26 protein-coding genes are annotated in these 26,558 nt (G+C 38.2%); 15 read left to right on the top strand and 11 right to left on the bottom strand.

Annotated features, from left to right (window positions below; translation table 11 throughout):
- Positions 1-176: 176 nt before the first annotated feature.
- Together CBF35_RS10435 and CBF35_RS10430 are read right to left on the bottom strand one after the other, a co-directional pair.
- Positions 177-824 (bottom strand): DsbA family protein, encoded by a 648-nt coding sequence (locus CBF35_RS10435; protein ID WP_126780875.1) that lies wholly within the window; start codon positions 822-824, stop codon positions 177-179.
- A gap of 83 nt (positions 825-907) precedes the next feature.
- On the bottom strand, positions 908-1,498 hold the full coding sequence (locus CBF35_RS10430) for a CYTH domain-containing protein (RefSeq protein WP_126780873.1): 591 nt from the start codon (positions 1,496-1,498) through the stop codon (positions 908-910).
- A 193-nt stretch (positions 1,499-1,691) separates the two neighbouring features.
- On the opposite strand from CBF35_RS10430, the gene yjbM reads away from it, so the two are divergent.
- The 4 genes from yjbM to mgtE are packed head-to-tail and all read left to right on the top strand — an operon-like array spanning position 1,692 to position 5,518.
- Positions 1,692-2,399 (top strand): GTP diphosphokinase, encoded by a 708-nt coding sequence (gene yjbM / locus CBF35_RS10425; RefSeq protein ID WP_193991271.1) that lies wholly within the window; start codon positions 1,692-1,694, stop codon positions 2,397-2,399.
- A 16-nt stretch (positions 2,400-2,415) separates the two neighbouring features.
- Positions 2,416-3,228 (top strand): NAD kinase, encoded by an 813-nt coding sequence (locus tag CBF35_RS10420; RefSeq protein WP_126780869.1) that lies wholly within the window; start codon positions 2,416-2,418, stop codon positions 3,226-3,228.
- A 7-nt stretch (positions 3,229-3,235) separates the two neighbouring features.
- Entirely contained in the window at positions 3,236-4,126 is an 891-nt protein-coding gene (locus CBF35_RS10415) for an RluA family pseudouridine synthase (RefSeq protein ID WP_126780867.1), read from the top strand.
- A 48-nt stretch (positions 4,127-4,174) separates the two neighbouring features.
- Positions 4,175-5,518: a magnesium transporter gene (gene mgtE / locus CBF35_RS10410; protein WP_407290327.1), complete on the top strand. Its 1,344-nt coding sequence runs from the start codon at positions 4,175-4,177 to the stop codon at positions 5,516-5,518.
- 73 nt (positions 5,519-5,591) lie between these two features.
- Here the strand turns inward: mgtE and CBF35_RS10405 are convergent, their stop codons facing one another.
- The gene (locus tag CBF35_RS10405) at positions 5,592-7,100 is read right to left on the bottom strand and encodes an AcpB/EbpR/MafR family transcriptional regulator (protein ID WP_126780863.1); all 1,509 of its coding nucleotides are present in this window, start codon (positions 7,098-7,100) and stop codon (positions 5,592-5,594) included.
- 102 nt (positions 7,101-7,202) lie between these two features.
- The gene (locus CBF35_RS10400; protein ID WP_126780883.1) at positions 7,203-7,841 is read right to left on the bottom strand and encodes a copper homeostasis protein CutC; all 639 of its coding nucleotides are present in this window, start codon (positions 7,839-7,841) and stop codon (positions 7,203-7,205) included.
- A gap of 121 nt (positions 7,842-7,962) precedes the next feature.
- Between CBF35_RS10400 and CBF35_RS10395 the strand changes: the two genes are divergently transcribed.
- On the top strand, positions 7,963-8,811 hold the full coding sequence (locus CBF35_RS10395; RefSeq protein ID WP_126780881.1) for a methyltransferase domain-containing protein: 849 nt from the start codon (positions 7,963-7,965) through the stop codon (positions 8,809-8,811).
- 225 nt (positions 8,812-9,036) lie between these two features.
- Positions 9,037-9,543 (top strand): tRNA (uridine(34)/cytosine(34)/5-carboxymethylaminomethyluridine(34)-2'-O)-methyltransferase TrmL, encoded by a 507-nt coding sequence (trmL, locus tag CBF35_RS10390; RefSeq protein ID WP_126780861.1) that lies wholly within the window; start codon positions 9,037-9,039, stop codon positions 9,541-9,543.
- A gap of 33 nt (positions 9,544-9,576) precedes the next feature.
- Here the strand turns inward: trmL and CBF35_RS10385 are convergent, their stop codons facing one another.
- The 3 genes from CBF35_RS10385 to CBF35_RS10365 are packed head-to-tail and all read right to left on the bottom strand — an operon-like array spanning position 9,577 to position 12,151.
- Entirely contained in the window at positions 9,577-10,107 is a 531-nt protein-coding gene (locus CBF35_RS10385) for a GrpB family protein (RefSeq protein ID WP_126780860.1), read from the bottom strand.
- Positions 10,108-10,160: 53 nt separating this feature from the next.
- A complete protein-coding gene (locus CBF35_RS15075) occupies positions 10,161-11,825 on the bottom strand; it encodes an FtsX-like permease family protein (protein ID WP_170174775.1) in 1,665 nt (554 codons plus the stop codon).
- Between the two features lie 17 nt (positions 11,826-11,842).
- Complete coding sequence (locus tag CBF35_RS10365) at positions 11,843-12,151, bottom strand: ATP-binding cassette domain-containing protein (protein ID WP_126780858.1); 309 nt, start codon at positions 12,149-12,151, stop codon at positions 11,843-11,845.
- A gap of 197 nt (positions 12,152-12,348) precedes the next feature.
- Between CBF35_RS10365 and CBF35_RS10360 the strand changes: the two genes are divergently transcribed.
- The 6 genes from CBF35_RS10360 to CBF35_RS10335 all read left to right on the top strand — a co-directional run bounded on the left by CBF35_RS10360 (position 12,349) and on the right by CBF35_RS10335 (position 18,341).
- On the top strand, positions 12,349-12,987 hold the full coding sequence (locus tag CBF35_RS10360; protein WP_126780856.1) for a histidine phosphatase family protein: 639 nt from the start codon (positions 12,349-12,351) through the stop codon (positions 12,985-12,987).
- A gap of 126 nt (positions 12,988-13,113) precedes the next feature.
- Positions 13,114-14,235 carry an NAD(P)-dependent alcohol dehydrogenase gene (locus tag CBF35_RS10355; protein ID WP_126780877.1) on the top strand — a complete coding sequence of 374 codons (1,122 nt, stop codon included), beginning with the start codon at positions 13,114-13,116 and terminating at the stop codon, positions 14,233-14,235.
- Positions 14,220-15,575, top strand: a complete 1,356-nt coding sequence (locus CBF35_RS10350; RefSeq protein WP_342352320.1) for an aldehyde dehydrogenase family protein — start codon at positions 14,220-14,222, stop codon at positions 15,573-15,575. The genes CBF35_RS10355 and CBF35_RS10350 overlap by 16 nt, the downstream gene beginning before the upstream one ends.
- Before the next feature lie 56 nt (positions 15,576-15,631).
- Positions 15,632-16,549, top strand: a complete 918-nt coding sequence (locus tag CBF35_RS10345) for a phosphate acyltransferase (RefSeq protein WP_126780851.1) — start codon at positions 15,632-15,634, stop codon at positions 16,547-16,549.
- Positions 16,550-16,552: 3 nt separating this feature from the next.
- Positions 16,553-17,623, top strand: coding sequence for a butyrate kinase (gene buk / locus CBF35_RS10340; RefSeq protein ID WP_126780849.1), 1,071 nt, complete (start codon positions 16,553-16,555; stop codon positions 17,621-17,623).
- Positions 17,624-17,636: 13 nt separating this feature from the next.
- Positions 17,637-18,341 (top strand): DUF554 domain-containing protein, encoded by a 705-nt coding sequence (locus CBF35_RS10335; protein WP_126780847.1) that lies wholly within the window; start codon positions 17,637-17,639, stop codon positions 18,339-18,341.
- On the opposite strand, the gene CBF35_RS10330 is transcribed toward CBF35_RS10335, so the two are convergent.
- Positions 18,330-19,133 (bottom strand): helix-turn-helix domain-containing protein, encoded by an 804-nt coding sequence (locus CBF35_RS10330; protein ID WP_126780845.1) that lies wholly within the window; start codon positions 19,131-19,133, stop codon positions 18,330-18,332. The two genes, CBF35_RS10335 and CBF35_RS10330, sit on opposite strands and share 12 nt — an antisense overlap.
- A 170-nt stretch (positions 19,134-19,303) precedes the next feature.
- Here CBF35_RS10330 and recD2 point away from each other — a divergent pair, with 170 nt between their 5' ends.
- Entirely contained in the window at positions 19,304-21,886 is a 2,583-nt protein-coding gene (gene recD2, locus CBF35_RS10325) for an SF1B family DNA helicase RecD2 (RefSeq protein WP_126780842.1), read from the top strand.
- A gap of 34 nt (positions 21,887-21,920) precedes the next feature.
- On the opposite strand, the gene CBF35_RS10320 is transcribed toward recD2, so the two are convergent.
- Positions 21,921-22,886 carry a diacylglycerol/lipid kinase family protein gene (locus CBF35_RS10320; protein ID WP_126780840.1) on the bottom strand — a complete coding sequence of 322 codons (966 nt, stop codon included), beginning with the start codon at positions 22,884-22,886 and terminating at the stop codon, positions 21,921-21,923.
- Between the two features lie 239 nt (positions 22,887-23,125).
- On the opposite strand from CBF35_RS10320, the gene CBF35_RS10315 reads away from it, so the two are divergent.
- Positions 23,126-23,611 carry a QueT transporter family protein gene (locus CBF35_RS10315; protein ID WP_126780838.1) on the top strand — a complete coding sequence of 162 codons (486 nt, stop codon included), beginning with the start codon at positions 23,126-23,128 and terminating at the stop codon, positions 23,609-23,611.
- Positions 23,612-23,730: 119 nt separating this feature from the next.
- Here the strand turns inward: CBF35_RS10315 and argS are convergent, their stop codons facing one another.
- Together argS and CBF35_RS10305 are read right to left on the bottom strand one after the other, a co-directional pair.
- Positions 23,731-25,422: an arginine--tRNA ligase gene (gene argS / locus CBF35_RS10310; protein ID WP_126780836.1), complete on the bottom strand. Its 1,692-nt coding sequence runs from the start codon at positions 25,420-25,422 to the stop codon at positions 23,731-23,733.
- 227 nt (positions 25,423-25,649) lie between these two features.
- Complete coding sequence (locus CBF35_RS10305) at positions 25,650-25,919, bottom strand: YiaA/YiaB family inner membrane protein (RefSeq protein WP_126780833.1); 270 nt, start codon at positions 25,917-25,919, stop codon at positions 25,650-25,652.
- A gap of 179 nt (positions 25,920-26,098) precedes the next feature.
- Here CBF35_RS10305 and argR point away from each other — a divergent pair, with 179 nt between their 5' ends.
- On the top strand, positions 26,099-26,557 hold the full coding sequence (gene argR, locus CBF35_RS10300) for an arginine repressor (protein ID WP_126780831.1): 459 nt from the start codon (positions 26,099-26,101) through the stop codon (positions 26,555-26,557).
- Position 26,558: the final 1 nt, after the last annotated feature.

The raw sequence follows: 26,558 nt of genomic DNA, 5'->3' as shown, positions 1-26,558 counted from the left end.
TTTAAACACCGCATTCTAATCAGTTTTAAAGTGACACAAAAAAGCAACTTCACCATTTCTGATGAAGCTGCCTAAGTAACTATTTATTCGACTAAATTTTAGCCATCCACACAATTTGACGTAGAGCCTTTAAAAAATAAAAAAAATCACTGATGAGGGAACTCATCAGTGATTTTTTAATTTTGTAGTAACCGTAAGGCAGGATCAATTGTCATTGATTGACAATGGGGATTGCCATTAATAGCAATCAAACGGCCACGGGTCGTTGTTTTGAAAAGCTCGTGTAATAACTCCTCGGTTGGTTGTTCGTCGATTAAGACGCCAAAATCCCGATCACAGGCATAGTTGAAAATTACCGCCGAAGCATTAGATAAGACGTTCATTTCTTTAGCTGTTGATTGATCAGCTTTAAAAGCGTCAATCACTAAAGGACTTACCCGATCAGCATGAAACATCCCTAAGTCGCCACCAATCTCGCTAATAATTTGATTAACAAGGGCTTTACTGTAGTGAATTCCTTCAACGACGATTTTTTCTTGTAAGGCTAATAAAAAGGCCCGACCTTTCTTTTTACCTTGGAACTGCATCGTTTTGTAATCGAGTGCTGCGGAATAAGAGATTTCAAATAAATGATTTCTCTCAGCAATCGATAGTGATTGAAGGCGATGTTCTTCAATGAATTGTTGAAAACTTTGTAAGTTTAATAATGGTAAAAATTTAAATTGAACCTTCTTTTGTTCCTGTTGAATTATTTGTAAAATCCGCTTTTCAGATGCCAGACTATCTGGACAAAGTGGATGAATAAACAAATAAATCTCAATCATAATGATTCCCCCATACTCCCTAATCTTTCAATATCTATAATAGTAATGTATCAGAAAAAACTGTAAAATTGAAATGAAAAGCCTTATTTAGACAATTTAGCATTAAATGTCCGTGTGACTTTATTCCCCCCTGGCAAGTAACTCAATTGGTTTTCTTTCAAGAAGTTCACAAAGAAAGCTTGACCGGCTTCTTCATCAGTGACTTCCATTTCTAGTTCGAAATCATGTTGACCGTGATACCAACTTTCATCTAAAACTAACAAAACATCTGGTCTTAAATTGACTTCGACTCGCTTAGTAGTTAACTGGCCATGAATAACTAACTTTGTTATATCAATCCTGTGTTCTTTCAGGAAAGTCGCCACATGTCCATCAGGGACAATTTGATTAGCGGCAATTAAGTCCTGTGCTTCTGCTAAAGTTAAGTAATCCGTGGTTTCTAACAAGCCTTGGCTCTCTTTAAGTGGTGATTTCAGAGTTAATTCCCCCCTCTGATCAAATGTGCGAATGCGCAACCCCATGTGCTGACTTTTTAGCGAGAAATCAGGGGTGTCAAAGTAAGTATTTGTTTGGTTGAAAAAAACAGGTGCAGGCTGACAATACATAGCGACTAATGCCAAATAGTCCGCTTCTTTAATCAGGGTTTTAAACTCAATTTCAACTGAATGGGCCATCGTAATTCTCCTTTGCTTAAACTCAGATTCTCTTAGTTTCCCTTAAAAGTTTAAATTCGTCAAATAATATCCATTGAAGGCCTTAAAATACTCACAACCCCAGGTGGCTGACTAACTTTTTTTACGATTTTATGCTAAAATATAATGTGGAACGTAAATGACAATGAAAGAATAAATAAATGAGGTTGCTATAATGGAAAATTGGGATGGTTTTTTAGCACCATACGAACAAGCAGTTTCAGAAATGAAAATTAAATTAAAAGGTATTCGGAAACAATTCCGTGAAAAAAACGAACATGCGCCGATTGAATTCGTAACTGGTCGGGTCAAACCGGCAGACAGTATTTTGATTAAATCAAAATTACGAGGAATCCCTTTAGCAAATGTTGAAACGGAAATGCAAGACATTGCCGGGTTAAGAATTATGTGCCAATTTGTTGATGATATTTATGAAGTGGTTCGTTTGATTAGAGGTCGTAAAGACATGCGAGTCATTCAAGAACGAGACTACATTACGAATATGAAAGACAGTGGTTACCGTTCTTACCATTTAATTATTGAGTACCCAGTCCAACTAATTACTGGCGAAAAAAAAATCTATGCAGAAATTCAAATTAGAACTTTAGCGATGAATTTTTGGGCGACGATTGAACATTCCTTAAACTATAAATATCAAGGGGAGTTTCCAGCGGAAATTCAAGAAAGACTTCGGAGTGCTTCCGAAGCTGCTGACTCACTAGATAAAGAGATGTCGCTGATTCGTGAAGAAATTCAAGAAGCCCAGCATTTATTCTCCCATGGTCGTGGAAAAAAAGACGACCGTTACTATCAAGATTATTTGAAGCTCAACGAGCGGATATTGTTAGAAGAGCAAGCAAAGAAAAATGCAGCAGAAGAATAACTTTGGAGGTGAAACTGTGAAAGTGTCGATTATTACGAATCATTCAGAAAAATCCCAAGTGGCAACGCGACGGCTAGAAAAATTAATTAAAGCCACAACGATTGAGATTGATCAAAAAGAACCTAATATCGTCATCTCAATTGGTGGGGATGGCACGTTGTTGTCGGCGTTTCACCGTTATGCCCACCTATTAAGTCGAGTTCGTTTTGTGGGAATCCATACGGGCCACTTAGGTTTTTATACTGATTGGCGGGACTATGAATTAGAAGAGCTAGTTGAAAGTCTTGTGCAAGACACAGGGGAAAGTGTTAGCTATCCCTTATTAGACGTCAATATTTCTTTTGAAGGCGAAAAAGAAAAGCAACACTTTTTAGCGTTAAATGAATGTACGATTAAACGAATTAATCAAACCATGGTAGCTGATGTTTTTATTAAAGAAGAATTGTTCGAGCGCTTTCGTGGGGATGGCTTATCAGTGGCCACGCCGACGGGTTCGACGGGCTATAATAAAAGTGTCGGGGGAGCGGTGCTTCACCCACGAATCAACGCCTTGCAAATGACTCAGATTGCTTCTTTAAACAATCGGGTCTATCGTTCACTTGGCTCACCAATTATTATTGCCAATGATGAATGGATTACTGTTGCCTTAGAAAAAGCTGACGATTATTTATTATCTGTAGACCAGTTGAACTTACCTCAATCGGAAATTAAAAAGATTTCCTACCGCATTGCTGAAGAACGGATTCACTTTACTTCTTACCGCCATACCCATTTTTGGCGTCGGGTGAAAGATGCGTTTATTGAAGAAATACCAGAAAGACAGGGATAAGGATAAAATGAATTTTAGTTGGACTTATGAGCAAAAAGAACCGCAACAAATTAAACATTATTTAAGAAAACAAGGGGTCTCCCGGGGACTTTTAGCTAAAGTTAAATTTCAAGGCGGCCGAATTAGTGTTAACGGGCAAGTTGAAAACGTCTTATACTATTTACAAGACAATGATGAATTAGTCTTAGAAATTCCCGATGAAGGGGAACATGAGACGCTGTTACTAGATCCTACCCCAATTGAAGTCGTTTTCGAAGACGACCATTATTTGATTGTTAATAAACCTTATGATGTGGCTTCGATTCCAGCTCAATATCACCCTAACGGTACAATGGCAAATCGGGTAAAACATTATTTGACAGAAAAAGGCGCCGTTAATCGGGTCATTCACGTTGTGACCCGCTTAGATCGGGACACGACTGGTTTAATGTTATTCGCGAAACATGGCTTTGCTCATGCAATGATTGATCAAGAACTTCGCGAAAAAAAAGTCATCAAGAAATACCAAGCCCTTGTTGGTGGTGACTTAAGTTGTTTAAAAACTCATGAGATTATTGAATTACCAATTGAGCGTGATTTGACTTCAATTTTAAAAAGACAAACCGGTCCAGCTGGTTTAGCCTCAAAGACGGAATATTGGTTGACCGAGGAAACAGCGAACTTTGCTTTAGTCGATATCCAGTTACATACCGGTCGGACTCATCAAATTAGAGTCCATTTTGAAGCAATCGGCTGCCCGTTATTAGGGGATGAGATGTACTTTGGGAACATGGAGCAAGGGATTCAACGACAAGCTCTCCATTGTGGGAAATTAGAGTTTTGTCATCCATTTACTAAGGAAGAGCTGACGTTCACTTTGCCTTTAGCAGAGGATATGGAACAAGTTAGAAAAATGTAAGACACTAAGTCGACTGGAGGAAGCGGATTGAGCGATAATCAAAAGACCATTGAAGAACAATATGAAGAAATTTTAGCTTTACTTCAAGGAGATCAATTAACAGATTTTCGCGAATTGTTTTTTGATTTACATATTTACGAGCAAGGTCAATTTTATTTATCTTTAAGTCAATCAGAACGTCAACGTCTCTATACTTATTTATCGCCAAAAGAAATGGCAGATATGTTCGACGTGATTGAAGAAGACGAAGAAGATGTGGAAGAATATTTAACGGAAATGAAACCTAATTACGTAGCAAGCATGTTATCAGAAATGTATACGGATAATGCTGTTGATACATTAAATCAATTAGATAAAACCAGTGTCGCTAAATATTTAAGTTTAATGGACAAAGACAGTGCCAGAGAAATTAAAGAATTACTCCACTATGAAGACGAAACTGCCGGCTCAATTATGACCACTGAATACGTTTCGATTGTTGCCAATCAAACGATTCGTTCAGCGATGTACTTATTAAAAAATGAAGCCAAAGCCGCCGAGACAATTTATTACGTCTTCGTTGTTGACCCAGAAAACGTCTTAGTAGGGGTAATTTCCCTGCGTGATTTAATCGTTAACGATGATGAGATGATGATTGCTGATGTGATGAACGAGCGGGTAATTGCTGTGAAAGTCGGCGATGATCAAGAAGATGTGGCTCGGACGATCCGAGATTACGATTTCTTAGCGGTGCCAGTTACCGACTACGAAGATCGCTTGTTAGGAATTGTGACAGTTGATGATATTATTGATGTAATTGATGAAGAAGCGGCTAGTGATTACTCTGGTTTAGCCGGCGTTGACGTTGAAGATTCAAGTGAGAACCCCTTCAAAGCCGCCTCGAAACGTTTGCCTTGGTTAATTACGTTATTATTTTTAGGCATGTCCACAGCAACTTTGATTGGCCAGTATGAAGAGTTAGTTAGTGAAGCTAGTATTTTAGCTGTCTTTATCTCTTTAATTACCGGAACAGCAGGAAATGCTGGCACTCAGTCCTTGGCAGTGGCAGTCCGCCGTTTAGCAGTTCAAGATGATAAAGACAGTGGTTTTTTCCGCTTAATTTGGAGTGAAATGTTAACGGGCTTAATTACCGGCGTTGTGACCGGAATTACGATTTTTGTCGTAGTCGGTATTTGGAAACACAATTTCCCCCTAGGCTTTGTAATCGGGATGGCAATGTTGTTTGCAATTACAGTTGCCAATTTAGCCGGTAGCTTAATTCCTATGTTAATGGATAAGTTAGGCTTTGATCCCGCTGTAGCAAGTGGCCCTTTTATTACGACGTTAAGTGATTTAACAAGTGTATTAATTTACTTTAATATTGCTAGTTTGTTCATGCATTACTTTATTTAATTGAAATTTTTTTTGAACAAAGGCTTCCAAGCCAAAAAGAGAGGTCTGTGAAACTAGTCACAGGTCTCTCTTTTTATTGTTTCTTTTCAATAATCATCCGGTCTAATAAATCAGTAATATTTTGCCAATCTCGGTTAGAAGGGGGAAAGTCCCAAATATAAGTCTCTTTGCTCTTAGGACCTTGGTTTTCAGGAAATGCCACATCGGATAGTAATAAATCATAGACTTGGTTTTGATCCTCACGGTCATTACTTAAAGAAATTATTAGATTTTGGGACATCCGGTTTTTTAAGGTTTCACTTAAAGTGACTTCACTAATTGCATCAGCTGCGGAAACGACTTTGATTGTTAACGTATTTTCAAAGGCATATAAGTCAAAAAATTGCTGAAAAATGCTATAAATAGCATAGATGCTATAAGAAGTACTCATTAGTGATTCTTTAAATTCAGGCATCTCTTCAATACTTTGAGCGATAGTTTTTACGTGTTGGTAAAAGCCAGGAGTAGCTTTTTTAAAAACGGCGGCCTGGTTACGCCAACTTGCTGTTAGTTCTGAATGGATAAAGAGCTTTGGAAAAAGTAAGGAATAATTAGTTACTGAAAGCAGCATAAACATAAACTTAGGATCAGTCAAAGTATCCTTAATTTTTTGATTAGGATAATGTTGGGCTAAGGAGTTGATCCAATGTTCACTAATTCGGTAACTTAAAGTCTGTTGTTCCCGGTACCAGTTAACAATCGGCAACAAGCTTTCAGCCTCTGGGTCCGCCCCCATGTAAGGATAAGTCGAGAAGATTAAAGCTAAATAATAAAATTCTTGTTGCTGGTATGGGGCAGGGACATTAGCAACTAAGGACTGACCAATATCTTTTAAGAAAAATAAACGATAAGGATCAACAACGACATTCGCCACATCTTCGGTAATGAATTGCTTTTTTTGTTGCTGAATGAAGTTAATGGCCATCCGGTAGTACATTTGCATTTTTTCAACAGAAGATAATTCAAGTTCCGTTTCTCTAATTAAGGTGTCTAAACGATGTTCAAAGACATCTCGTTTAACCATTCTAAAAGGCCAAGTATCTGGTCGAATTGCCCAATAAAAAGTATAGTAAAATTCACGAATATTCATTTCTGAACCGATGATTTTAAAGGTGTTTTTATCTAAGCTTAAATTGTTTTTTTCTAAAATAAAATCGATTGATTTTAGCTTCCGATAAAGAGTACTTTTAGAAATAAATAAATCATTGATTAATTTATCTAAAGTTAAATCAGGGTTTTGAAAAAGTTCATTAATTATTTGATAACTAGTCGTATTTTGGTAGTAAATACTTTCGATTTTCGCAATCGTATAGTTGGAAGCCACATGCAAAATGACGCCTTTGTTTTTTTGATTAACAATCTGAAAATCACCCTCAAAATTATTAGCTAAAGCAATTAAAATATTGACTGATTTATTTGCACTATCGATTGAGGTATTTAAATGCTGAGCAATCTCCTCCGTACTCCACCAACGTTCTTCAGAGTATAATAATGAAAGAATTTGCAAATCTCTTAACTCTCTTTTTTCTAGTAGTTTATCCATCAGAGCAACTCCGTCTCTTTTTATTATTGGAACGCTTTATTACTATAGAATAAAGGATAAGAAAGATTATCACAAGGGAAGAGACCACTGCTAGAACAACTTTTATTTATAAGGGACGATTTTTGTTCCGTGAACTTCTTTGACATTTAAAGCTGTGGCGATTGCTTCAGCATTTTCAAAAGAAACACCACCTCCTGGTAAAATGGTCAAACGCTGATCAGCATGAGCAATCAAGGCTTGTAAGTGAGGCAGGTGATTTTCAATCGGTTCATTACTAGGTCCGCCATGAGTTAAAATTCTTGAAACTCCGCGCTGAGCTAACCAATCAATCGCTTTAAATTGGTTGGCGGCAGTCAGTTGATCAAATGCCATATGAAAGGTAATTTCTAAGCCTTGAGCTAAGTCGATAAAATGTTCCATGGCTTCTTCATCAAGCCAGTTATCCTTAGTTAAACAGCCAATCACGATGCCATCAGCTGCTAATCTTTTAGCTTCTTGTAAGTCAGTCTCCATAATTTTAAGTTCCGTATCGTTATAGACAAAATCCCCACCACGAGGGCGAATAATAGTCATAACAGCCACATCGTGTTCATGACAATAAGTGATTGTTTCTTCCATCACACCAACACTGACTGTCGTGCCACCAACAGTTAAGTTATCGCAAAGTTCAATTCGACGAGCACCAGCTCGGATTGCTTGGGGAATAGCAGTAAAGTTTTCAGCACAAAATTCTTTAATAATCATTAGTAAACCTCTTTCCGACTCTTTTTAGTCATAGATTCTTTTATTAATTGTATCATAAAGCAGGGGAGAAATATGTTATGATAGGTAAGAACTTTCAAGGAAAGGAGCAACCTAAATGTTGCTAAAAAAAATAGACAGAGGGGACCAATTTTTAAAACAAAATATTAACCTATTTCGTTGTCCGAACTGTCATCAACCAATGAACCAAATCAGAGATTACCAAGTTAGTTGTGAAAATAATCATCAATACGATTTATCGAAAAAGGGGACACTCCATTTTCTTAACCATACAATTAAGACTGATTACGATCAAGGCATGCTAACTCACCGCCAAAAGATGATTGACACAGGCTTGTATGACCAGTTAATCACTCGCTTATCAGAACTTTTAGCAACCGATGACATTGAAACTTTAGTTGACATGGGTTGTGGCGAAGGCAGTTTCTTAAAAGACTTAACGGCGCTTGAGGTCAAAGGTCAAAAAATTGGCTTTGATATTTCCAAAGATGGGGTTAATTTGGCAACAGAGCAACCAATTGAAGCTTTTTGGTGTGTGGCTGACATGACTAATTTACCTTTTAACGACCAGTCAATTAGCCATTTACTGAATATTTTTTCACCAAGTCATTACGAAGAGTTTCGTCGAGTCTTAAAAAGCCAAGGTAAAATTATTAAAGTTGTCCCAGAGGCGGATTACTTAAAAGAATTAAGAGCATTATTTTATGAAAACAATGAAGCGAAGCAAAGCTACTCAAATGAGAAAGTTGTGACTAAATTTGCTGAAGAATTAACCTTAGTTAGTCAAGAACGGTTAACTTATCAATTTCCAGTACCAAAGGAAAATCAAATTGATTTATTAAAGATGTCACCTTTAAGTTGGGGAGCAACAGCTGAAGCTTTTGCTAAAGCTCAAGAAAATAATGTAGAAACGATCACAATTGATGTCTTAATTCTAATTGGTCGATAATAAAACGTTTACATTTAAGGGAAAGTCAAAAGGCTATTGCAAAAGGGGAACACCTTTGATATAGTAGTTTTAAAGTTATTTTTCGATAGTTTTTATCAGATTCCTGTTCTGATAAAAGTTAGTGAAATTTGCTTCACTAACGTACCGACTCGCAGTGAATTGACACCGAGGCGATACGTTCTTTTTTTGTTTTTTAATAATAATTAGCTCAATTAGGAGGCGCCTATGTCAAATCATATTGTACTTTTTGAACCACAAATTCCCGCCAATACAGGTAATATTGCTCGGACTTGTGCTGCTACGAATACTCATTTACATTTAATAGAACCACTGGGCTTTTCCACAGATGATAAACAGTTAAAGCGGGCCGGTCTTGATTATTGGAATGACGTTGCCATTACTTATTATGCTAATTTAGCTGAATTTTTAGGAAAGCATAGTGAGGCTGAGATTCACTTAATTACTAAATTTGGGCACCGAGTGTATAGCGATGTCAACTATGCTGATGATAAAGACCATTTCTTTATCTTTGGTAAAGAAACAACCGGATTACCAGAAGAGTTTATGCGGGAACGAGCAGAAGATTGTTTGAGAATCCCAATGAATGACGAACACGTTCGCTCATTAAATTTATCTAACACTGCCGCTTTAGTCGTTTACGAAGCTTTACGTCAACAAAGTTTCCCTAATTTAGAGTTAAGCCATCATTATGACAATGACAAGTTAGACTAAAGACCAACCGCCGAAACTTCTCGGCGGTTGTTTTTATGCCTGTCTAAAGTCCAAAATTTTTTTTACAAAAGCCTCTTTATAAGACGTATAAGCTTCAATCCCTTGATCTTCGGTTTCAAAAAAAGCGACTTTGACCTCCTCATATTCTTGGCGATAAGCGAGCTGTTGTTTTAAAAAATCACGAAAGAAAATTAAATCATGCCACTTTTCTTGGTGAATCGTCACGAGATGGATGATATGGGTTTTAATGTTAAAGTCTGGATCAGCAAATTTTGCACAAATAATTTCATCCTCTTTTTTTATTTGCAACCGATGAAAGCCACAAGCTTGCAGCTGAAGGAAAAAGTCATCATCTAAAGTTAACAGATTTTCGACGCCAATCAAAAGATCGATGATTGGTTTAGCTTTGAGACCTTCGATAGCAGTACTACCAATATGCTCGATTTGCCTATCAGTAAGACGAGTCACTCTTAGGAGCGTTGTTTTAGTTTGCTGAAAGGCTGTTTGCCACTGATCGTCGTAGGGCACAAGCAGGACTTGATTCTTAGGGACACCGAGTGTCATATGCTTCACTCCTTTAGTTTATTAAATTCTCAACGCTAAGATATTCAGTAACGTTATTCAGAACGAATGGCTTCAGCAGGGTCTAATTTACCAACTTTAAGCATGGGGATACCAGAAGCTGCCACAGCCATCAAAAAGGCCAAGACAGTCGTGTAGCTAATCGCACTTAGCTTTAGTGAAAAGACTTTAGTCAGTTGGGGAAAGTGAGTCGCAACAACAACATTTGTCAATGTACCAATCGTAAGTGAAGCGATGATTCCTAAGAGTAAGGCGATAAAAGTAATCAGCAAGCCTTCAACTGAAAAAATCAAATTAATTTCTTTATTGTGATAACCAATTGCTTTCATGACCCCAATTTCTTTCCTTCGTTCAATAATATTAATATAGAGAATCACGCTAATCATGACAATCGCCACAATGACTGCTTGGGAGGAAAGAAAAATTAACAGGCCTTGAATGATCTTAATAAAATTGATAATAACAGCCATGATGCCGGTTTGGGAAAAAGCGAGGTATTTCTGGTTCTCAGAAATTCTTTCAATTGCTGTTTCGTTCGTTTCAGGATTGTGTAATTCAAGTAAAATAAAAGAATGATTCGTTGTAAACTGATTTTCCCCAAGGGCTTTTTTGACTTCGGAATCACTCATAAAAGAATTCGTATCAAAAAAATCATCTTTTAAAATCCTAATAATAGGAGTCTGAAAAGTGCCATAAACAGGCCCCTCACTCCTAAATTCCACTAACTCAAGGCTGGCAATTTTACCAATTAAGTCACTAGCTACTAGCTGAGTCTGGTGACTGTCATTCAAATCAGTCAAAAAACTAACTGGCAAAGTTAAGCCGATTTCTAAGGGGTCAGTGTAAGGCTCCCCAACTAGAATTTCAGTTGCAGTATTAGCAGCGACTTTAATTCCTGGGTTTTGATACAAACTAACAATTTGGGAGTAGCTAGGCATCCGGTCTGAAAAATCGACTTTACCAAAGTCAGCTATTTCCAGGGACTCCATACTGAGGACTAGTGGGGATTCTAAGTATTTGATTTGCTCAGGACCAATTATTTCAGATAGACTGCGTTGATCTTCCTGATTAATAGTAGCGCCGGCATAATTAGGGCTAAGGGAGACTTGAATTTGGGAGGGAATGGCACCTGTAGCGAATTCTTCTTGAATTAAGTCAATAATGCCACTGCCTAAGCCAAAAGCAATTAAAATACCAGTCAGACCGATGGCGGTGGCTACAGCAATTAGCAGATTACGCCATTTTCTTTGGGTAAAGTTAGCATAGGCAATTTTAAAAGCTTTGATTAGCTTAAAGTGATTCTTAGAGGCTTTAACATAAGGTGGGGTTGGCCTTTCTAAGTCAGGGCCTTGGTAAGTTTGAGTTAATACAGCACCGTCTTGGATATGGATGACTTGATCAGCATAGGCTTTGACGGTTTCGTTATGGGTCACAATAATGACTGTTTTTCCACGAGTAGTTAGCTCTTTCAAGATAGCTAAAATATGACTTTGAGCCTGAGTATCAAGGGAACCAGTAGGCTCGTCAGCGATAATTAAATCAGGGTCATTAGCTAAGGCTCGAGCAATCGCAACCCGTTGTTTTTGCCCCCCAGATAGTCTAGTAACATCTTTAGTTAGATAGTCTTTAAGCCCAACTAAAGTCAGACTAGCAGTGGCTTTAGCTAGATTTTCGGTATCCCTCTGGCCATTCAAATACATCGGTACGTAGACATTGTCTAAAACACTGACATGTGGGCAATTAAGTTAAAGTGTTGAAAGACAAAGCCAATATTTTCCTTTCTGAAATTTGTTAGTTCTTCCTTAGTTAAGTCAGCAAGTTTCTGATGGCGATAAAGAATGTCGCCAGAGTAGTCCCAATCTAAGCCACTAATCAAGTTTAATAAGGTAGTCTTGCCACAACCTGAAGGCCCATAAATCACCGTGAAGCTACCGGCTTTTATTTGTAAATCAAGACCTTTTAAAATGTCTTCAGTTAGATTATCTGCTATGGGAAAGCTTTTTTTGATGGCGGTTAGTTTAAGCATAAAGCATCACTTAAGCTCCTTTCTATTGTCAGATTGAGAGAGTTTAAAGGTATGATACCCTATTATTTTGTACGAAAAAAGCGTTATTTTTTGAATAAAATGACTAATATCAACGGTCAAATAAGGGGAGTTTACTGTCATGGTGATTAATGCTAAGCTAGCAGTAAGGGAAATTGTTACGTGAAAGGATGAAGGAAATGGAATTATATTTTACACGACATGGCCAAACGGAGTGGAATCAAGCCCTACGCTTTCAAGGACGAGAAGGGGATTCGCCGTTGTTGCCAAAAAGTCATTTAGAAATTAAAGCGCTAGGTCAGCGCCTGGCAGAGATTCCCTTTGTTCACATTTATTCTAGCCCGCAAAAAAGAGCGAAAGACACAGCTTTAGGTATTCAAAAGGAATTAAAAACAGCAGTACCAATTACTTATTTGGAAGAGCTGCGAGAAATTGGCATGGGGGAGCTGGAAGGGGCTTATATTTTAGAAGCGAAGAAAAACCATCTAGAAAATTTAGAAGCCCTACGTTATCATCCTGATCTGTACGACCACCGAGCCTTTGGTGGGGAAGACTATCAAGAGATGTTAGATCGCAGCACGGGGGCTGTCTTAAAAGCCGTAGCAGAGCAGGGGGAAGGGCCAATTTTATTTGTCAGCCACGGCGCGACCTTGACTGGCTGTATTCAAACTTTAGCAGGTCAACCATTAGCAAAGGTTCGCCAGATGGGCGGCCTTGGTAATAATACATTGAGTATTTTAAAAGCTAAGCCAGGAACAACTCAATCACAGGAGTTCGAGTTAACCCTTTGGGATGATAGCAGCCATTTATTAAATTAATTAACTAAGAAAGTCAAAAGGAATCAGTTTCGCAAAAAAAGCGGAACTGGTTCCTTTTTTTACTATGAATGAAAACGCTTTCCTTTTATAGTGGAGATGAATAAAAATTGAAAGGAGCAAGACATGATGAAAATTAAAGCAGCTGTAGTCCAAGAGGTGGGGCAACCTTATGAAATTCAAACTGTTGACCTAATAGAACCGAGTGAAACGGATGTCTTAATTCGAATTGTTGCTTCAGGTATTTGTCGTTCAGACTTTGGTGAGAGAAACGGGAATACAGTTGCCTTCCCAAATGTCTTAGGTCATGAAGGATCAGGGATTGTCGAAAAAGTCGGACCAGGAGTGACTGCTGTTGAACCAGGCGATCACGTGATTTTGAGTTACGGCTATTGTCAAGATTGTCAACGCTGTTCAGAAGGTCACCCATCATCTTGTGTTAAGTGGTTCCAAATCAATAATACAGGTATGAATCCTCGAGGAGAGTATGTCTTTAAACAAGCCGATGGTACAAATATTAATAGTTTCTTTAATCAGTCTTCCTTTGCCACTCATAGTTTAGTCGATGAAACCAATGTCGTTAAAGTTAGTAAAGACATCGATTTACGACTGTTAGGTCCTTTAGGTTGTGGTTTAGGAACTGGGAGTGGGGCGGTTTTAGAAGTTTTAAAACCGAAAGTTGGTCAATCGATTGCAATTTTTGGAACGGGAGCAGTTGGTTTTGCCGCCTTAATGGCAGCGAAAGCCTCAGGTTGTAGCACGATTATCGCACTAGATATTAATGAAGAGCGCTTAGCGATTGCTGAAAAACTTGGTGCCACTCATGTGATTAATAGTAAAGTCGATTCAGAAAATATCGTTGAAAAAATTCGGGAAATTACGAATGGCTTAGGTTGTAATTTCGCCATCGATACTTCTGGGTACCAACCAATCATGCGACAAGCTTTAGAAAGTGTGTCAAACAGTGGGACATTTATTCCTTTAGCAGTGACTCAACAAGCGTTTGAAGTGAACACATTTTTTGATTTAGTCTTTGGTAACAAGAAAATTATTGGGTGTTTAATTGGCGATGCTATTCAAAAGTATCATTTACCCCGGTTAGTCAAGATGTATCAAGATGGATTATTTCCTTTTGATCAATTTGTTAAGTTTTATCCCTTTGCTGAAATTAATCAAGCAGAGGCAGACTCTGTGTCAGGAAAAGTATTGAAGTCAGTCCTTATCATGGATGAAACATATGTTGCGCCATAGAAAAATATTTAGAAAGAGGGAAAAGAATGGAAATTAAGCAATTAGTTAGTCAAGCAAGAGCAGCGATGGTTGAAATTGCTGATTATAGTCAAGAACAGACCGATGAGCTAACTAAAGCCATTTCTGAAGCCATTTTAGCTCATGATGTAGAGCTAGCTGAAGAGGCAGTCGCAGAAACGGGAATGGGGCGAGTTGATCATAAAATTATTAAAAATCAAAACATGGCAAAAAACATTTACAATAATTTAGTCGGCAAAAAATCAGTTGGAGTCATCGGTGAGGAGCCGGATAAAGGCTTGATTAAAGTCGCCCATCCAGTCGGCGTCGTCGGTTCCGTAGCACCAACGACCAATCCAACAGTCACCCCACTGGGCAATGGTTTATTAGCACTTAAAGGGAAGAATGCGGTGATTGTCTCGCCCCATCCAAGTGCTGTTAAAACAATGATTCATACTGTGGAAATTATGCGTCAAGGACTGGAAGAAATTGGAGCACCAAAAGATTTATTACAAGTTATTCAAGAACCTTCAGTTGAAAAATCACAAGAATTGATGGCAGCTGTTGATGTTGTCGTTGCCACTGGTGGCCCGAGCATGGTTAAAGCAGCTTATTCAAGTGGCACTCCGGCTTACGGCGTTGGGCCAGGTAATGTTCAGTTGATCTTAGACGATGACTTTGATTTGGAAATTGCCGCTGAATTAACCGTCATTGGCCGTTCTTTAGACAATGGTGTGGTGTGTGCTTGTACTCAAGCCTTGATTCATCCAATCGAAAAAGAAGCGGAGATTATTAAAGCTCTAGAAAATCATGGGACTTACTTTGTGGCTGAGGAAGAGGAAGTTGCCAAGTTCAGAGAGTTACTTTTCCCTGAGGGACGTAGTAACCCAGAGTTTCTTGGGAAATCACCACAAGTCATCGGTCAAGCAGTCGGTCATGATATTCCACCAGAAGTCGAAATCATTGGCCTGAAAATTACGGAATACGGGGGCGATGAATTATTAGCGAAAGAAAAACTTAGCCCAGTTTTAAGTGTGATTGGTTACAAAGATTTTTCAGAAGCAATTAAAATCGCTAAAGCTAATCTACTCGTTGAAGGTCAAGGACATTCAGCAGGGATTTTGAGCCATCAAGAAGATCACATTATTCGGGTTGGTAAAGAGTTACCAGTGAGTCGTGTCTTAGTTAACCAGCCAACGATTGAAGCTGGGGGTAGTCCGAATAACGGTTTAAACCCAAGTGTCTCTTTAGGCTGTGGCTCATGGGGGAATAACGTTATTTCTGAGAATTTAAAATTTGAACACTTAATTAATATTACCCGGGTTGCTAAATTTATTAACTAACAGAGTAGCGAGGCTCTCAACATTGTTTGAGAGCCCCTTTTAATAGGAGGTTAGTCATGGTTATCAAAAATTTTCAAGAATTGATTACTTACCAAAATGACAGCAAAATAAAAAAGAAAATTGCCCTAGTGGCTGCTGCCGATGAACATAGTTTGCAAGCTCTTTTTCAGCAAAGGATCAAAAGAATCGTCTCACCAATTTTAATCGGTGACGAAACTCAGATCAGAAGTCTATTAAAGAAATTACAGCTCACTGACAGTGAGGTCGAAATCATTCATGCTGCTTCTGATCAGGAAGCGGCTAGTCGGGGCGTGGCCTTAGTTAAGCAAGGTCTTGCCGATGGATTGATGAAAGGGCAGATTCAAACGAGGGATTTTTTAAAGCCGATTGTTTCTCGAGAGCATGGCATCGTAGCCGATGGCTTATTAAATCATATGGTGCTAAATGAAGTTCCTGCCTATCATAAATTATTATTAACAACAGACGGTGGGATGATACCAGAACCGAGCCGTGAAGAAAAAATTATTATTACGAAACAAGGGATAGATTTGCTGAAGCGTTTAGGGTATCACAAACCCAAAGTAGCTTTATTAGCGGCGGTTGAGACAGTTAACTCAAAAATTAAGTCTTCAGTGGAAGCTGAAGACATCAAAAAATATTTCCAAAAAAATTATTCAGACTTGTGCCAGATTGATGGTCCTTTGTCTTTTGATTTGGCAGTTAGTTCGAAGATAGCTGAATTGAAGGGGTATCAAAGTTCAGTGGCAGGGGAAGCTGATTTGCTGGTGGGGCCAGACGTGACAGCTACTAATATTTTAGGTAAAAGCATGATTGTATTTGGCAAAGGGAAAATGGCAGGAGTTATTTATGGCGGAGAAGTCCCAATTATTATGACTTCCCGAGCTTCTTCAAGTGAAGAAAAGTATTTATCTCTCTTATTAGCCTCTTTTCTTGGCAAGAAAGCAGGTGATTAAAAAATGACAACTTTAAATATTTTAGCAATTAATCCAGGGGCAACCTCAACTAAAATTGGTTATTTTAGCGACGATCGATTAGTTTATCGGCAAACAATCACTCATCCCTTAGCTGAACTAATGGCCTTTCCGAAAATTCAAGACCAACTAGAGTTTCGTTATGAAAGTATTTTAACAAGTTTGCATAAAGCCAAAATTGATCTTAGGCAAATCGATGGAATTGCAGCTCGAGGAGGGTTGTTGCCACCAGTCAAAGCCGGAGCTTACGAAGTCAATCAAGAGATGCTTGATTATTTGAAAGAACGGCCACGGGTGGAGCATGCTTCTAACTTAGGGGCTATGTTAGCAGCTAAGCTTAAAGAACACTGTTCTGAAAGGACGAGAGCCTTTATTTACGACTCGGTAACTGTTGACGAGTTTCCGGCTATTGCAAGGATTTCAGGACTTAAAGGCCTGAAGCGAGAGAGTATTGGGCACGCTTTGAACATGCGAGCAGTAGTCAAAGAGGTTGCCCGCCAGGAAGGCCGGAAATACGATGAAATCACGATGATTGTCGCCCATTTAGGTGGAGGAAATAGTGTTAGTTTACATCATCACGGTCGCATGATTGAGTTAATTTCTGATGATGAAGGCCCATTTTCCACAGAGCGGACAGGTGGGTTACCAATTAAGCAAGTCATCGAGTTATGCTATCAACATTCAAAAAGTGAAATGATGGCGTTATACCGTAAAAAAGGTGGTTTATTATCCTACTTAAGTACGAATGATGGGCGTATTATCGAAGATAAAATTAATAGTGGGGACTCAGAAGCCAAACTTATTTATGAAGCCTTTAGTTATCAAGTTGCTAAAGCTATCGGCAGTCTAGCACCGATTGTCAATGGGGAGATTGATGGCATCATAATTACTGGTGGTTTAGCCTATTCTCAGTTTTTAAGGACGGATTTCAAAAATAAGCTCGCCTTTCTTGGACCAATCTATTTTATCCCAGGTGAGCGGGAATTAGAAGCTTTGGCAGCTGGGGTTGGTCGAGTCTTACTTGGAAAAGAAAAAGAACATAGATTTAAATTATAAAGGAGGAATATTTATGCCAATTGGACCGATAACAAATGCCGTCGCAACATTAATTGGTGGGGTGATTGGAGCCTCAGTTGGAAGAATGATACCAGAGAAATTACGAACTGGAATGCCTCAAATCTTTGGTTTAATTGCATTTTCACTCGGAATCCCCTTGTTAGTTCAAACGACAGATACCTTAAGCGTGGTTTTAGCCATCTTAGCAGGCGTGATCATCGGCGAACTATTACGACTAGAAAGACGCATCGAAGGAGTTGCTAGTAAGGTTCGTAGTCCCCTAGAAAAAGTCATGAAAGCTAAACCAGCCTTAGCTGGTGATAGTTTCATGACTCAGTTTATTGCTATTCTAATCTTATTTAGCGCCAGTGGCTTAGGAGTGATTGGAGCAATGAGTGAAGGCATGACTGGGGATCCGTCCTTGCTATTTTTAAAATCAATTTTAGATTTTTGTACCGCTATTATTTTTGGTGTAAGTTTAGGGTATATGGTTTGTTTAACAGTGATTCCTCAAATCGTCATTAGTTTAATTTTGTTTTATTTAGGTTCAACGATTCTACCTTTAACGACACCAGACATGCTTGTTAATTTTTCAGCAGTTGGGGGCTTTATTTTACTAGCGACTGGCTTCCGAATTATGGCAATCAAAGAGTTTTCAATTGCAAATATGTTGCCAGCTTTATTTTTAATAATGCCGATTTATGCGTTACTTAATTAGCTTTTTAAACTCAGTTGGGGAATAAGATGTCTGCTGCTTGAAAAACTTATTAAAGTGAGGATGGTCGTAGAAATTATTTTCGACAGAAGCCTTGCTAATATCAGAGTCTTGTTCGAGGAGTTGTTTAATGGCTTGTTGGAGTCGTAAAAATTGAATGATTTTTTTAGGGCTTAAACCTAGCTGCTCAGCAAAGAGCTTGCGAATATAGCGGTCGGTGACGCCAATGTTTTCGGCTAAAGTTTTGATGGAAGGTGGTTCTATCTCATTTAAGGATTCAGTTAAAATATAGTCGATAAGCTCATTTCGGTAATAGGGGAAATGGGCTTTTACATGTTGCTGAAATAAAGTAATGCGAGTTTGATAATCAGTCAAAGGAAAACTCTCCCAAGGAAATAAATGGAAGGCGTCTGTAAAAGACTCGAGTTGAACAAAGCGATTGACGAAGGAACTCATAGGATCGCTTTTAGCGTAGAGGACATAGTTAGCGGGGATTTTAACGGCAAAATATAAATGGGTTTTGCGAAAGAGAATTTTTTTAGTTCTAGTCAGTTTCCCTAAAAAAGAAGCTCGAATTGGGCCATTTTGTTTAAATTCAAAACAAATAATTGAATTACCATCAGGAAAAAGTTCTAAAGTGATATCTGACTCATCACCGACAAAAAATTCTTCAAAAGAGAAGTCGCGATTATCATTAGTGCCAGACCAGGAGTCGAAGGTTTTATAAAAATAAACCATCTGTTGTTTTAAAAGAGGCTGAGTTGCAGGAGTAAAGGGCGTAATATTAACATCCATTAAAGACACCGCCTTTCATGATGATACCTACTTAGGGGGAACAGAAGGGAGTCGAGTAAGAGGTATGAACTTGAAATGTATCAGCTATTTGCTTAAATAATACTTTACATCTTGTCATTTTTCAAGCAAACGACTATCATTGAATGAAGAGATTGAAAGTAGGTGGCAGAATGGCAACTTTAGAAAATGGACAAGCAGAAGTAAATGAATTATTTATCGTTGGCAAGGTAGCTGCTATCTTTTTCCAAAATCCAACGAATTTCTATAAAGTAATGCTAATCAAGGTCGTAGAAACAAACACGAGCTATCAAGAAGCAGAAATCGTGGTAACCGGAAATTTCGGGCAAATTCAAGAAGAAGAAATTTATCGTTTTAGTGGTAATGTAGTCGACCATGCGAAATATGGGAAACAATTTCAAGTTGACACTTATCAACAAGACAAACCAACTTCAACAGCAGGTTTAATTAATTATTTATCAGGGGATAACTTTCCTGGAATTGGAAAAAAGACGGCCCAAAATATTGTGGCTGTTTTTGGTGATAATGCAATTGATGGCATTATGGCGAATCCGGAGAAGCTAACGGAAGTCAGTGGCTTGTCGAAAGAAAAGCGACTGATGTTAGTCAAACAAATTAGTGATAACTATGGCATGGAACAAATTGTGATTGGCTTGAATCAATATGGCTTTGGAAGCCAATTAGCCATGGCAATCTATCAAATGTATAAAGCCGATACGTTAGAACTGATTCAAGAGAACCCTTATCGATTAACGGAAGACATTGAAGGGATTGGCTTTAAACGAGCGGATAACTTAGCAGAACAACTAGGTTATGCAGTTGATTCCCCCCAACGAATCCGAGCGGCGATTCTCCATGAATTAATAGCCACCTGTTTAGATGGTGGTGACACTTACATTGAAGCAGAAGATTTATTGAAACAATCAATCAGAACCTTAGAAAATAGTCGCCCTTTTGAAATTAAAGTCGACGATGGGGCGGAAGAGATTATTCGCTTAGTTGAAGAAGGGAAAATTCAACAAGAAGGCACTAAACTTTATGATAATTCGTTATTTTTCTCAGAATGGGGGATTGGAACTTCCGTTCAACGCTTGCTCAGTCGCAAGAAACAAATTAAGTATGCTGAGGAAGACATTGTTAGTAATTTGACCTTGTTAGAAAAAAAATTAGGAATTTCCTATGGGGAGTCACAAATTGAGGCGATTAAAGCCGCCATCAAATCACCATTATTTATTTTAACCGGTGGCCCAGGAACAGGTAAAACTACTGTTATTAATGGAATTGTGACCTTATTTGCAGAATTAAATGGCTTGTCTTTAGACATTGATGATTATCACAATGAGATTTTTCCAATTTTACTAGCTGCCCCGACTGGCCGAGCTGCTAAACGGATGAATGAGACTACTGGCTTGCCCGCTAGCACGATTCATCGGCTTTTAGGTCTTACAGGTCGTGAAAAGGATACAAGCGCCTCTGCCAAGGAATTAGAAGGTGGTTTGTTGATTGTTGATGAACTCTCAATGGTCGATACGTGGTTGGCTAATACCTTATTAAAAGCCATCCCGACTAACATGCAAGTTATTTTTGTTGGGGACAAAGATCAGTTACCTTCAGTCGGCCCTGGTCAAGTTCTCCATGATTTATTAAGCATCAATGAAATTCCTAGTTGTGAGTTAGTTGAAATTTACCGCCAAGACGACGATTCTAGTATCATCCCTTTAGCTCATAGTATTAAAAATGGCGAGCTCCCAGCTGATTTTACTCAAAATCGGAAAGACCGCTCTTTCTTTAGTGCAACGGCTTATCAAATCGAAGAAACCATTCGACAAATTGTCACCCGAGCGAAGTCTAAAGGCTTTACTGCTCAAGACATCCAAGTCTTAGCGCCGATGTATCGCGGGGTTGCGGGAATTGATAACATTAATAAAATGATGCAAGAAATCTTTAATGGCAATGAAACTGGTAAACGGAAAGAAGTTATCTGGAATGATAAAGTCTATCGAATTGGTGATAAAGTCTTACAACTTGTCAACAGTCCCGAAACAAACGTCTTTAACGGCGACATGGGTGAAATTGTAGGAATTATTTATGCGAAAGAATCAGATGATAAGATTGATGAGTTAGTCATACAGTTTGATAGTAATGAGGTCACGTATAAACGGAATGAGTGGAATAAAATTACCTTGTCTTATTGTTGCTCAATTCATAAGTCCCAAGGGTCAGAATTTAAGATGGTCATCTTACCAATGGTTCGGCAATACCATCGCATGCTTCAAAGAAACTTGCTTTATACAGGTTTAACTCGCAGTAAAGATATTTTAATCTTAATTGGTGAAACTTCAGCCTTTGTGGATTGTGTCCGCAATGAAGGGATTAATCGTAAAACAACGTTACCGGAACGGATTATTTCAGCAACAGATATGAATTTAACGATTAAGACGAAACTTGAAGTCTATGAAGCCAATTTAGTCATGGAAGATGATGACCTTGAAACAGAGCAAGAAGTAAACAAAAGTGAAGCAGCAGTGACTCAGTCGCCAGAAGCAATTAAAAGAGCTGCTCCGCTTGTAGAAGAAATCTCATTATTTGCTCCACTCATTGAAGAAGCAGCGGTGACAGCAGATGAGGAAGAACCTGAAGGAATCGCTTTTAGGTTAACCGTTAAACATGTTCAAACTGAAGCGGTTGACCCGATGATTGGGTTAAAAGACGTCTCACCTTATGATTATATGTAAAAAAGCCACTTTCTAATTTTAGAAAGTGGCTTTTTTAAGCTAACCAAAATAAATGTGAAGTTGTAGAAAATTGCATATCAAAGGGGCGGAGTCCAAGTTCTTCGCCATCAGCTTGACCAAATTGGGATGTGGTTGAGATGATGCGCAGTTGCTTGCTTTTAAAATGGTGAACGTGTTTAGAACCGAGATGTTTCTTCTGTAATAATTGCGTGATTAAGTGAAAAATTTTGAATAAATTAATTCGTTCAACAAGGATCAATTCCAGCTCTGGTCGCTTAATATCGGCTGTTGGGGCAATTGCCACACCACCACCAAAATAAGGATGATTAGTTGTAGTACATAAAAAAGTCTTTTTAAAAGGGTGCTCTTGGCCGTTAGCTTCAATTAAAACGGGGAAGCCAGATTGTTTAAATAAAACACTGATCGCTGAAAATAAGTAAGTTAAGGAACCCAATTTAAACTTGTTTAAGGTAGCCTTGGCTTTTGAAGAATTGGATTTTGCTACGATCGCCGCATCCACACCGATGCCAATATTATTAGTCGCTAAGCCTTTTTCATCTTGAATTAATTCATGGTAACTAATCAAGTTTACTAATTGAGGTTCTTTAATTGCTAGAAGTTGTTCTAAGGCTTTCAAAGGCAGTAAGGGAATCGCGACACCACGAGCAAAATCGTTACCTGAACCAGCAGGTAAGTAAGCCACTGGAATATCAGGAAAGTCTCCTAAGGCGTTAATTACTTCATGGAGGGTTCCGTCACCACCTAAGACGACTAATAAAGGAAAGGGAAGGCTTAGGTCCCTTTTTTCCTCCCAAGGTTTTAAAGTCGTTGCAAGCAAGTGATTAGTTAATTCAAAGGCATGGCCTTGGTAGTCGGTTGTATAAGTTTCAAAAGGCAGTTGCCGTTTCTTTAAGTCATTAATAACAGCCTGGGCGGCTTGAGCGCCATTACCACTGCCGGCATTGCGATTGATAATTAAGTGATAAATAAAATCAGTCATAACAAGCTCCTTTCACAGATGACTATTATACCAAAAATGACTCACTAAGGTAAGTCAAAATAAAACAAGGTTAGGTGTAGTCTAAAAGAAAGACTAGCAGCTCTTGTCAAAAATAGTCTCATCCTCTATAATGTTACAAGGAACGCCTACTTTGGGAGTAGTCGTTGTCTTTTCTTTCACTTATCCCAACGTGGTTCATCAACCATCCCACGTCATCAAAACTCGGAGGAGGTAGAAAAATGACAAGTAGTAAAAAGACAAAAGTACTAGTTTTGAATGGGATTATTGCGGCAATGTATTTAGCCCTCTCAATGATTTCGCCTTTAAATCAAGGCCCCCTTCAATTACGAATATCTGAAAGCTTAAACCATTTAGTCGTGTTTAATAAAAAACTAATGTGGGGTGTATTAGGTGGAGTGGTCCTCTACAATATGCTATTTTCAGAATTTGGCTGGTTAGATGTGATTTTTGGCGGCGGCCAAACCTTTTTAGCTTTAGGTCTAACAGCGTTATTAACGAAGTATGTGCCTAATGTTAAAAAACGTTTAATCCTTAACACACTATTTTTTACGATTAGTATGTGTTTAATCGCTTGGATGTTGCATATTGCTATCGAATTACCATTTTGGTTAACTTATGGCACGACAGCTTTAAGTGAATTAGTCATCATGAGTGTGTCAGCACCAATTATGTATGCAATTAATCAAAAAATCGATTTAAGTTAAGGCTGATGAATGACAAAATTAATATTTTTAAAGTTCTTGTAGCAAGTTACTAGCTATGAGGGCTTTTTTTATTGAGACAAAATAAAAACCACCTAAAAAACTAGGTGGTTCGTCAAAAGTTACATTTCTTCTGGGGCTTTTAAACCTAAGAGACGTAAATCTTCTTTTAAAACAACTTTAACGGCGTAAACAAGAGCTAAACGAGCATCTTGTTTACCGTCATCATTGACGATTTTAGTGTGGGCATAGTACTTATTAAAGGCTTGTGCCAATTGAATAGCATGACGAGCAATGACTGAAGGCTCATATTTTTCTGAAGCACGAATGACAGCACTTGGGAAAGCTTGTAATAATTTAATGACTTCCCAGCTTTCAGAATCATTTAAAGGATAGTCAGTTGCTGAATCAGGTGTCCAACTTGTTTTACGTAAGATAGAGGCACAACGCGCATGAGTGTATTGAGCATAGGGACCAGTTTCACCTTCAAAACGGACCACTTCTTCTAATGAGAAGTCAAAGTTGTTTAAGCGGTCATTTTTAAGGTCGTGGAAAATAACTGCGCCAACACCAACTTGATGAGCAACTTCTTCTTTATTTGGTAAGTCAGGGTTTTTAGCTTCAATTTGGGCTAAGGCTAAATCAGTAGCTTCTTTTAAGACTTCTTCGAGTAAAACAATTTTGCCTTTACGAGTTGAAAGTTTTTTCCCGTCTTTAGTAATCAAACCAAAAGGTACGTGGTGGATGTCTTCTGACCAGTCATAACCCATTTCAGTTAAAACAGCTTTTAGTTGTTTAAAGTGAGTGGACTGTTCATTACCAACCACGTATAAAGCTTGGGCGAAGTCGTAATTTTCTTTACGGTATAAAGCTGAAGCCAAATCACGAGTGATATATAAAGTTGCCCCATCAGATTTACGAATCAAGGCAGGGTTTAAGTTATATTTCTCTAAATCGACAATGTCAGCACCTTGGTTATTTTCAAGTAAGTGTTTTTCTTCTAAGAGATCAGTAACTCGATCCATTTTATCGTTATAGAAAGATTCACCATTGTAAGAATCAAAATCAACTTCTAAAATATCATAAATCCGTTGAAATTCTTTTAAAGATTCTTCCCGGAACCATTTCCACAAATGAGTAGCCTCTTCATCGCCATCTTCTAGCTTTTTAAACCAGTAGCGACCTTCATCATCCAGTTCTGGATTTTTTTCGGCTTCTTCATGGAAACCAACGTATAAGCGTAGAAGCTCTTTGATTGGTGCTTCTCGAACGGCATCTTCATTGCCCCATTTTTTATAGGCAACAATTAGCTTACCGAACTGTGTTCCCCAGTCACCAATGTAGTTAATCCGAATCGGTGCGTAGTCAATTTTAGCTAAAATTTTAGCTAATGAACTACCGATCACTGTCGAACGTAAGTGACCCATGGACATTGGTTTAGCAATGTTAGGTGAAGACATATCAATTGGAATGTTTCGTTGTTGGCCAATTTTGGCATCGCCGTAATTGGCTTGTTCAGTGATGATTTTAGCAAGAGTACGTTGACTAACTTTGCCTTTATCTAAAAAGAAGTTAATGTAAGGTCCAGCAACTTCAACTTTTTCAAAATTGTCAGCAGGGATTTGGGCAACAAGATCTGCTGCAATCGCTTGAGGGGCTTTTCGTAAAACTTTTGCTAGTGAAAAAACGGGAAAGGCCACATCGCCATGTTGAGCCGATTTCGGATTCTCTAATAAATTTAAAATCTCATCAGTGCTTAAATGTTCTGCTAGCACCTGATGAAGTGCAGTAGCAACTAAATTTCTTTCGCTCATAGTTATCCTCCAATTAATTATCTTTCAAAAAAAGAGCCTCTTTCCACGTAACTTCAGGAAGACGACTAAATTTTAGAAATCGTTATTTACAATTTCGCAACCTGTGCTGAAATACATTGACATTATATCAAAAAAAGCGTGTAATTACTATCTTTTGGCGGAATCCCTAGGTTAAAAGCTAAATAAAAAGCAAGGAACCTATTAAGCTCCTTGCTTTAAGTGAAGTCTTAGACTTCAGTATCATCAGTTTTAGTTGTTTCAAGAGCTTTATAGACACGATTATAACGTTCTTCATCTTCTTGATTGTCACGAATGACTTTTGCTAACGTAAATGATGATGAAATCAGACCAACTGACCCCATTAAATAATAGCCTTTAACCATCAATGGCTCTTTCAAATGATATAACCCTAACATCATTAGAAAAACAAATAATCCAAATGTACCCCAAGCTAAAAAGATAAAAGCGGGAGTGTTGCGATAGACTTTCTTTTTCATAATACACTCCTTAAATGATTGCAAAGTTTAATTTTAGCATGGAAGAAAGTCAATGTAAATAGTTAGGTAACAGAGAAAGGAAGTTATCCCTCAAGAAGTCCGAGAGGGAATTTTCAAAAATAAGGCTAATTTAAAGAAACTTTGATATAATATATATGATAAAAAAGGAGCGGTGACTGATGAAAAAAACAACTCGCCAAGGAATAATCAAACGCTTGATACAAGAAAATGACATTCTAACTCAAGAAGAGTTAATTAGATTACTACAAGCAGAAGGCGTGACAGCTACTCAAGCGACAGTTTCCCGGGACGTTCGTGAGCTAGGAATTGTTAAAGGCCATAGCCAAGAAGGTCGGATAAAATATGTCTTAGTGGACCCGCCAATTACTAGTACGAATGATCGTTTAGAAGAAGCGATTATTGATTCCGTGGAGCAAGTTAGTTGTGTCCAATTTATGGTAGTCATTCAAACGTACCTCGGATCAGCTAATATTGTGGCAGCAATTATCGACGATATGAAGCTACCAGAAGTAGCGGGAACATTAGCCGGAGCCAACACCCTAGCAATAATCACTCACAGTAATGAAGAAGCTCAAGGTTTACACGATTTGATTTCATCATATTTAACTAATAAATAAG

The organism is Vagococcus salmoninarum, from assembly GCF_003987495.1.
In the GTDB taxonomy this organism is placed as follows: domain Bacteria; phylum Bacillota; class Bacilli; order Lactobacillales; family Vagococcaceae; genus Vagococcus_D; species Vagococcus_D salmoninarum.
Note: the sequence above shows the minus strand (reverse complement) of the source record. Positions and strands in the feature narration are given on the sequence as shown.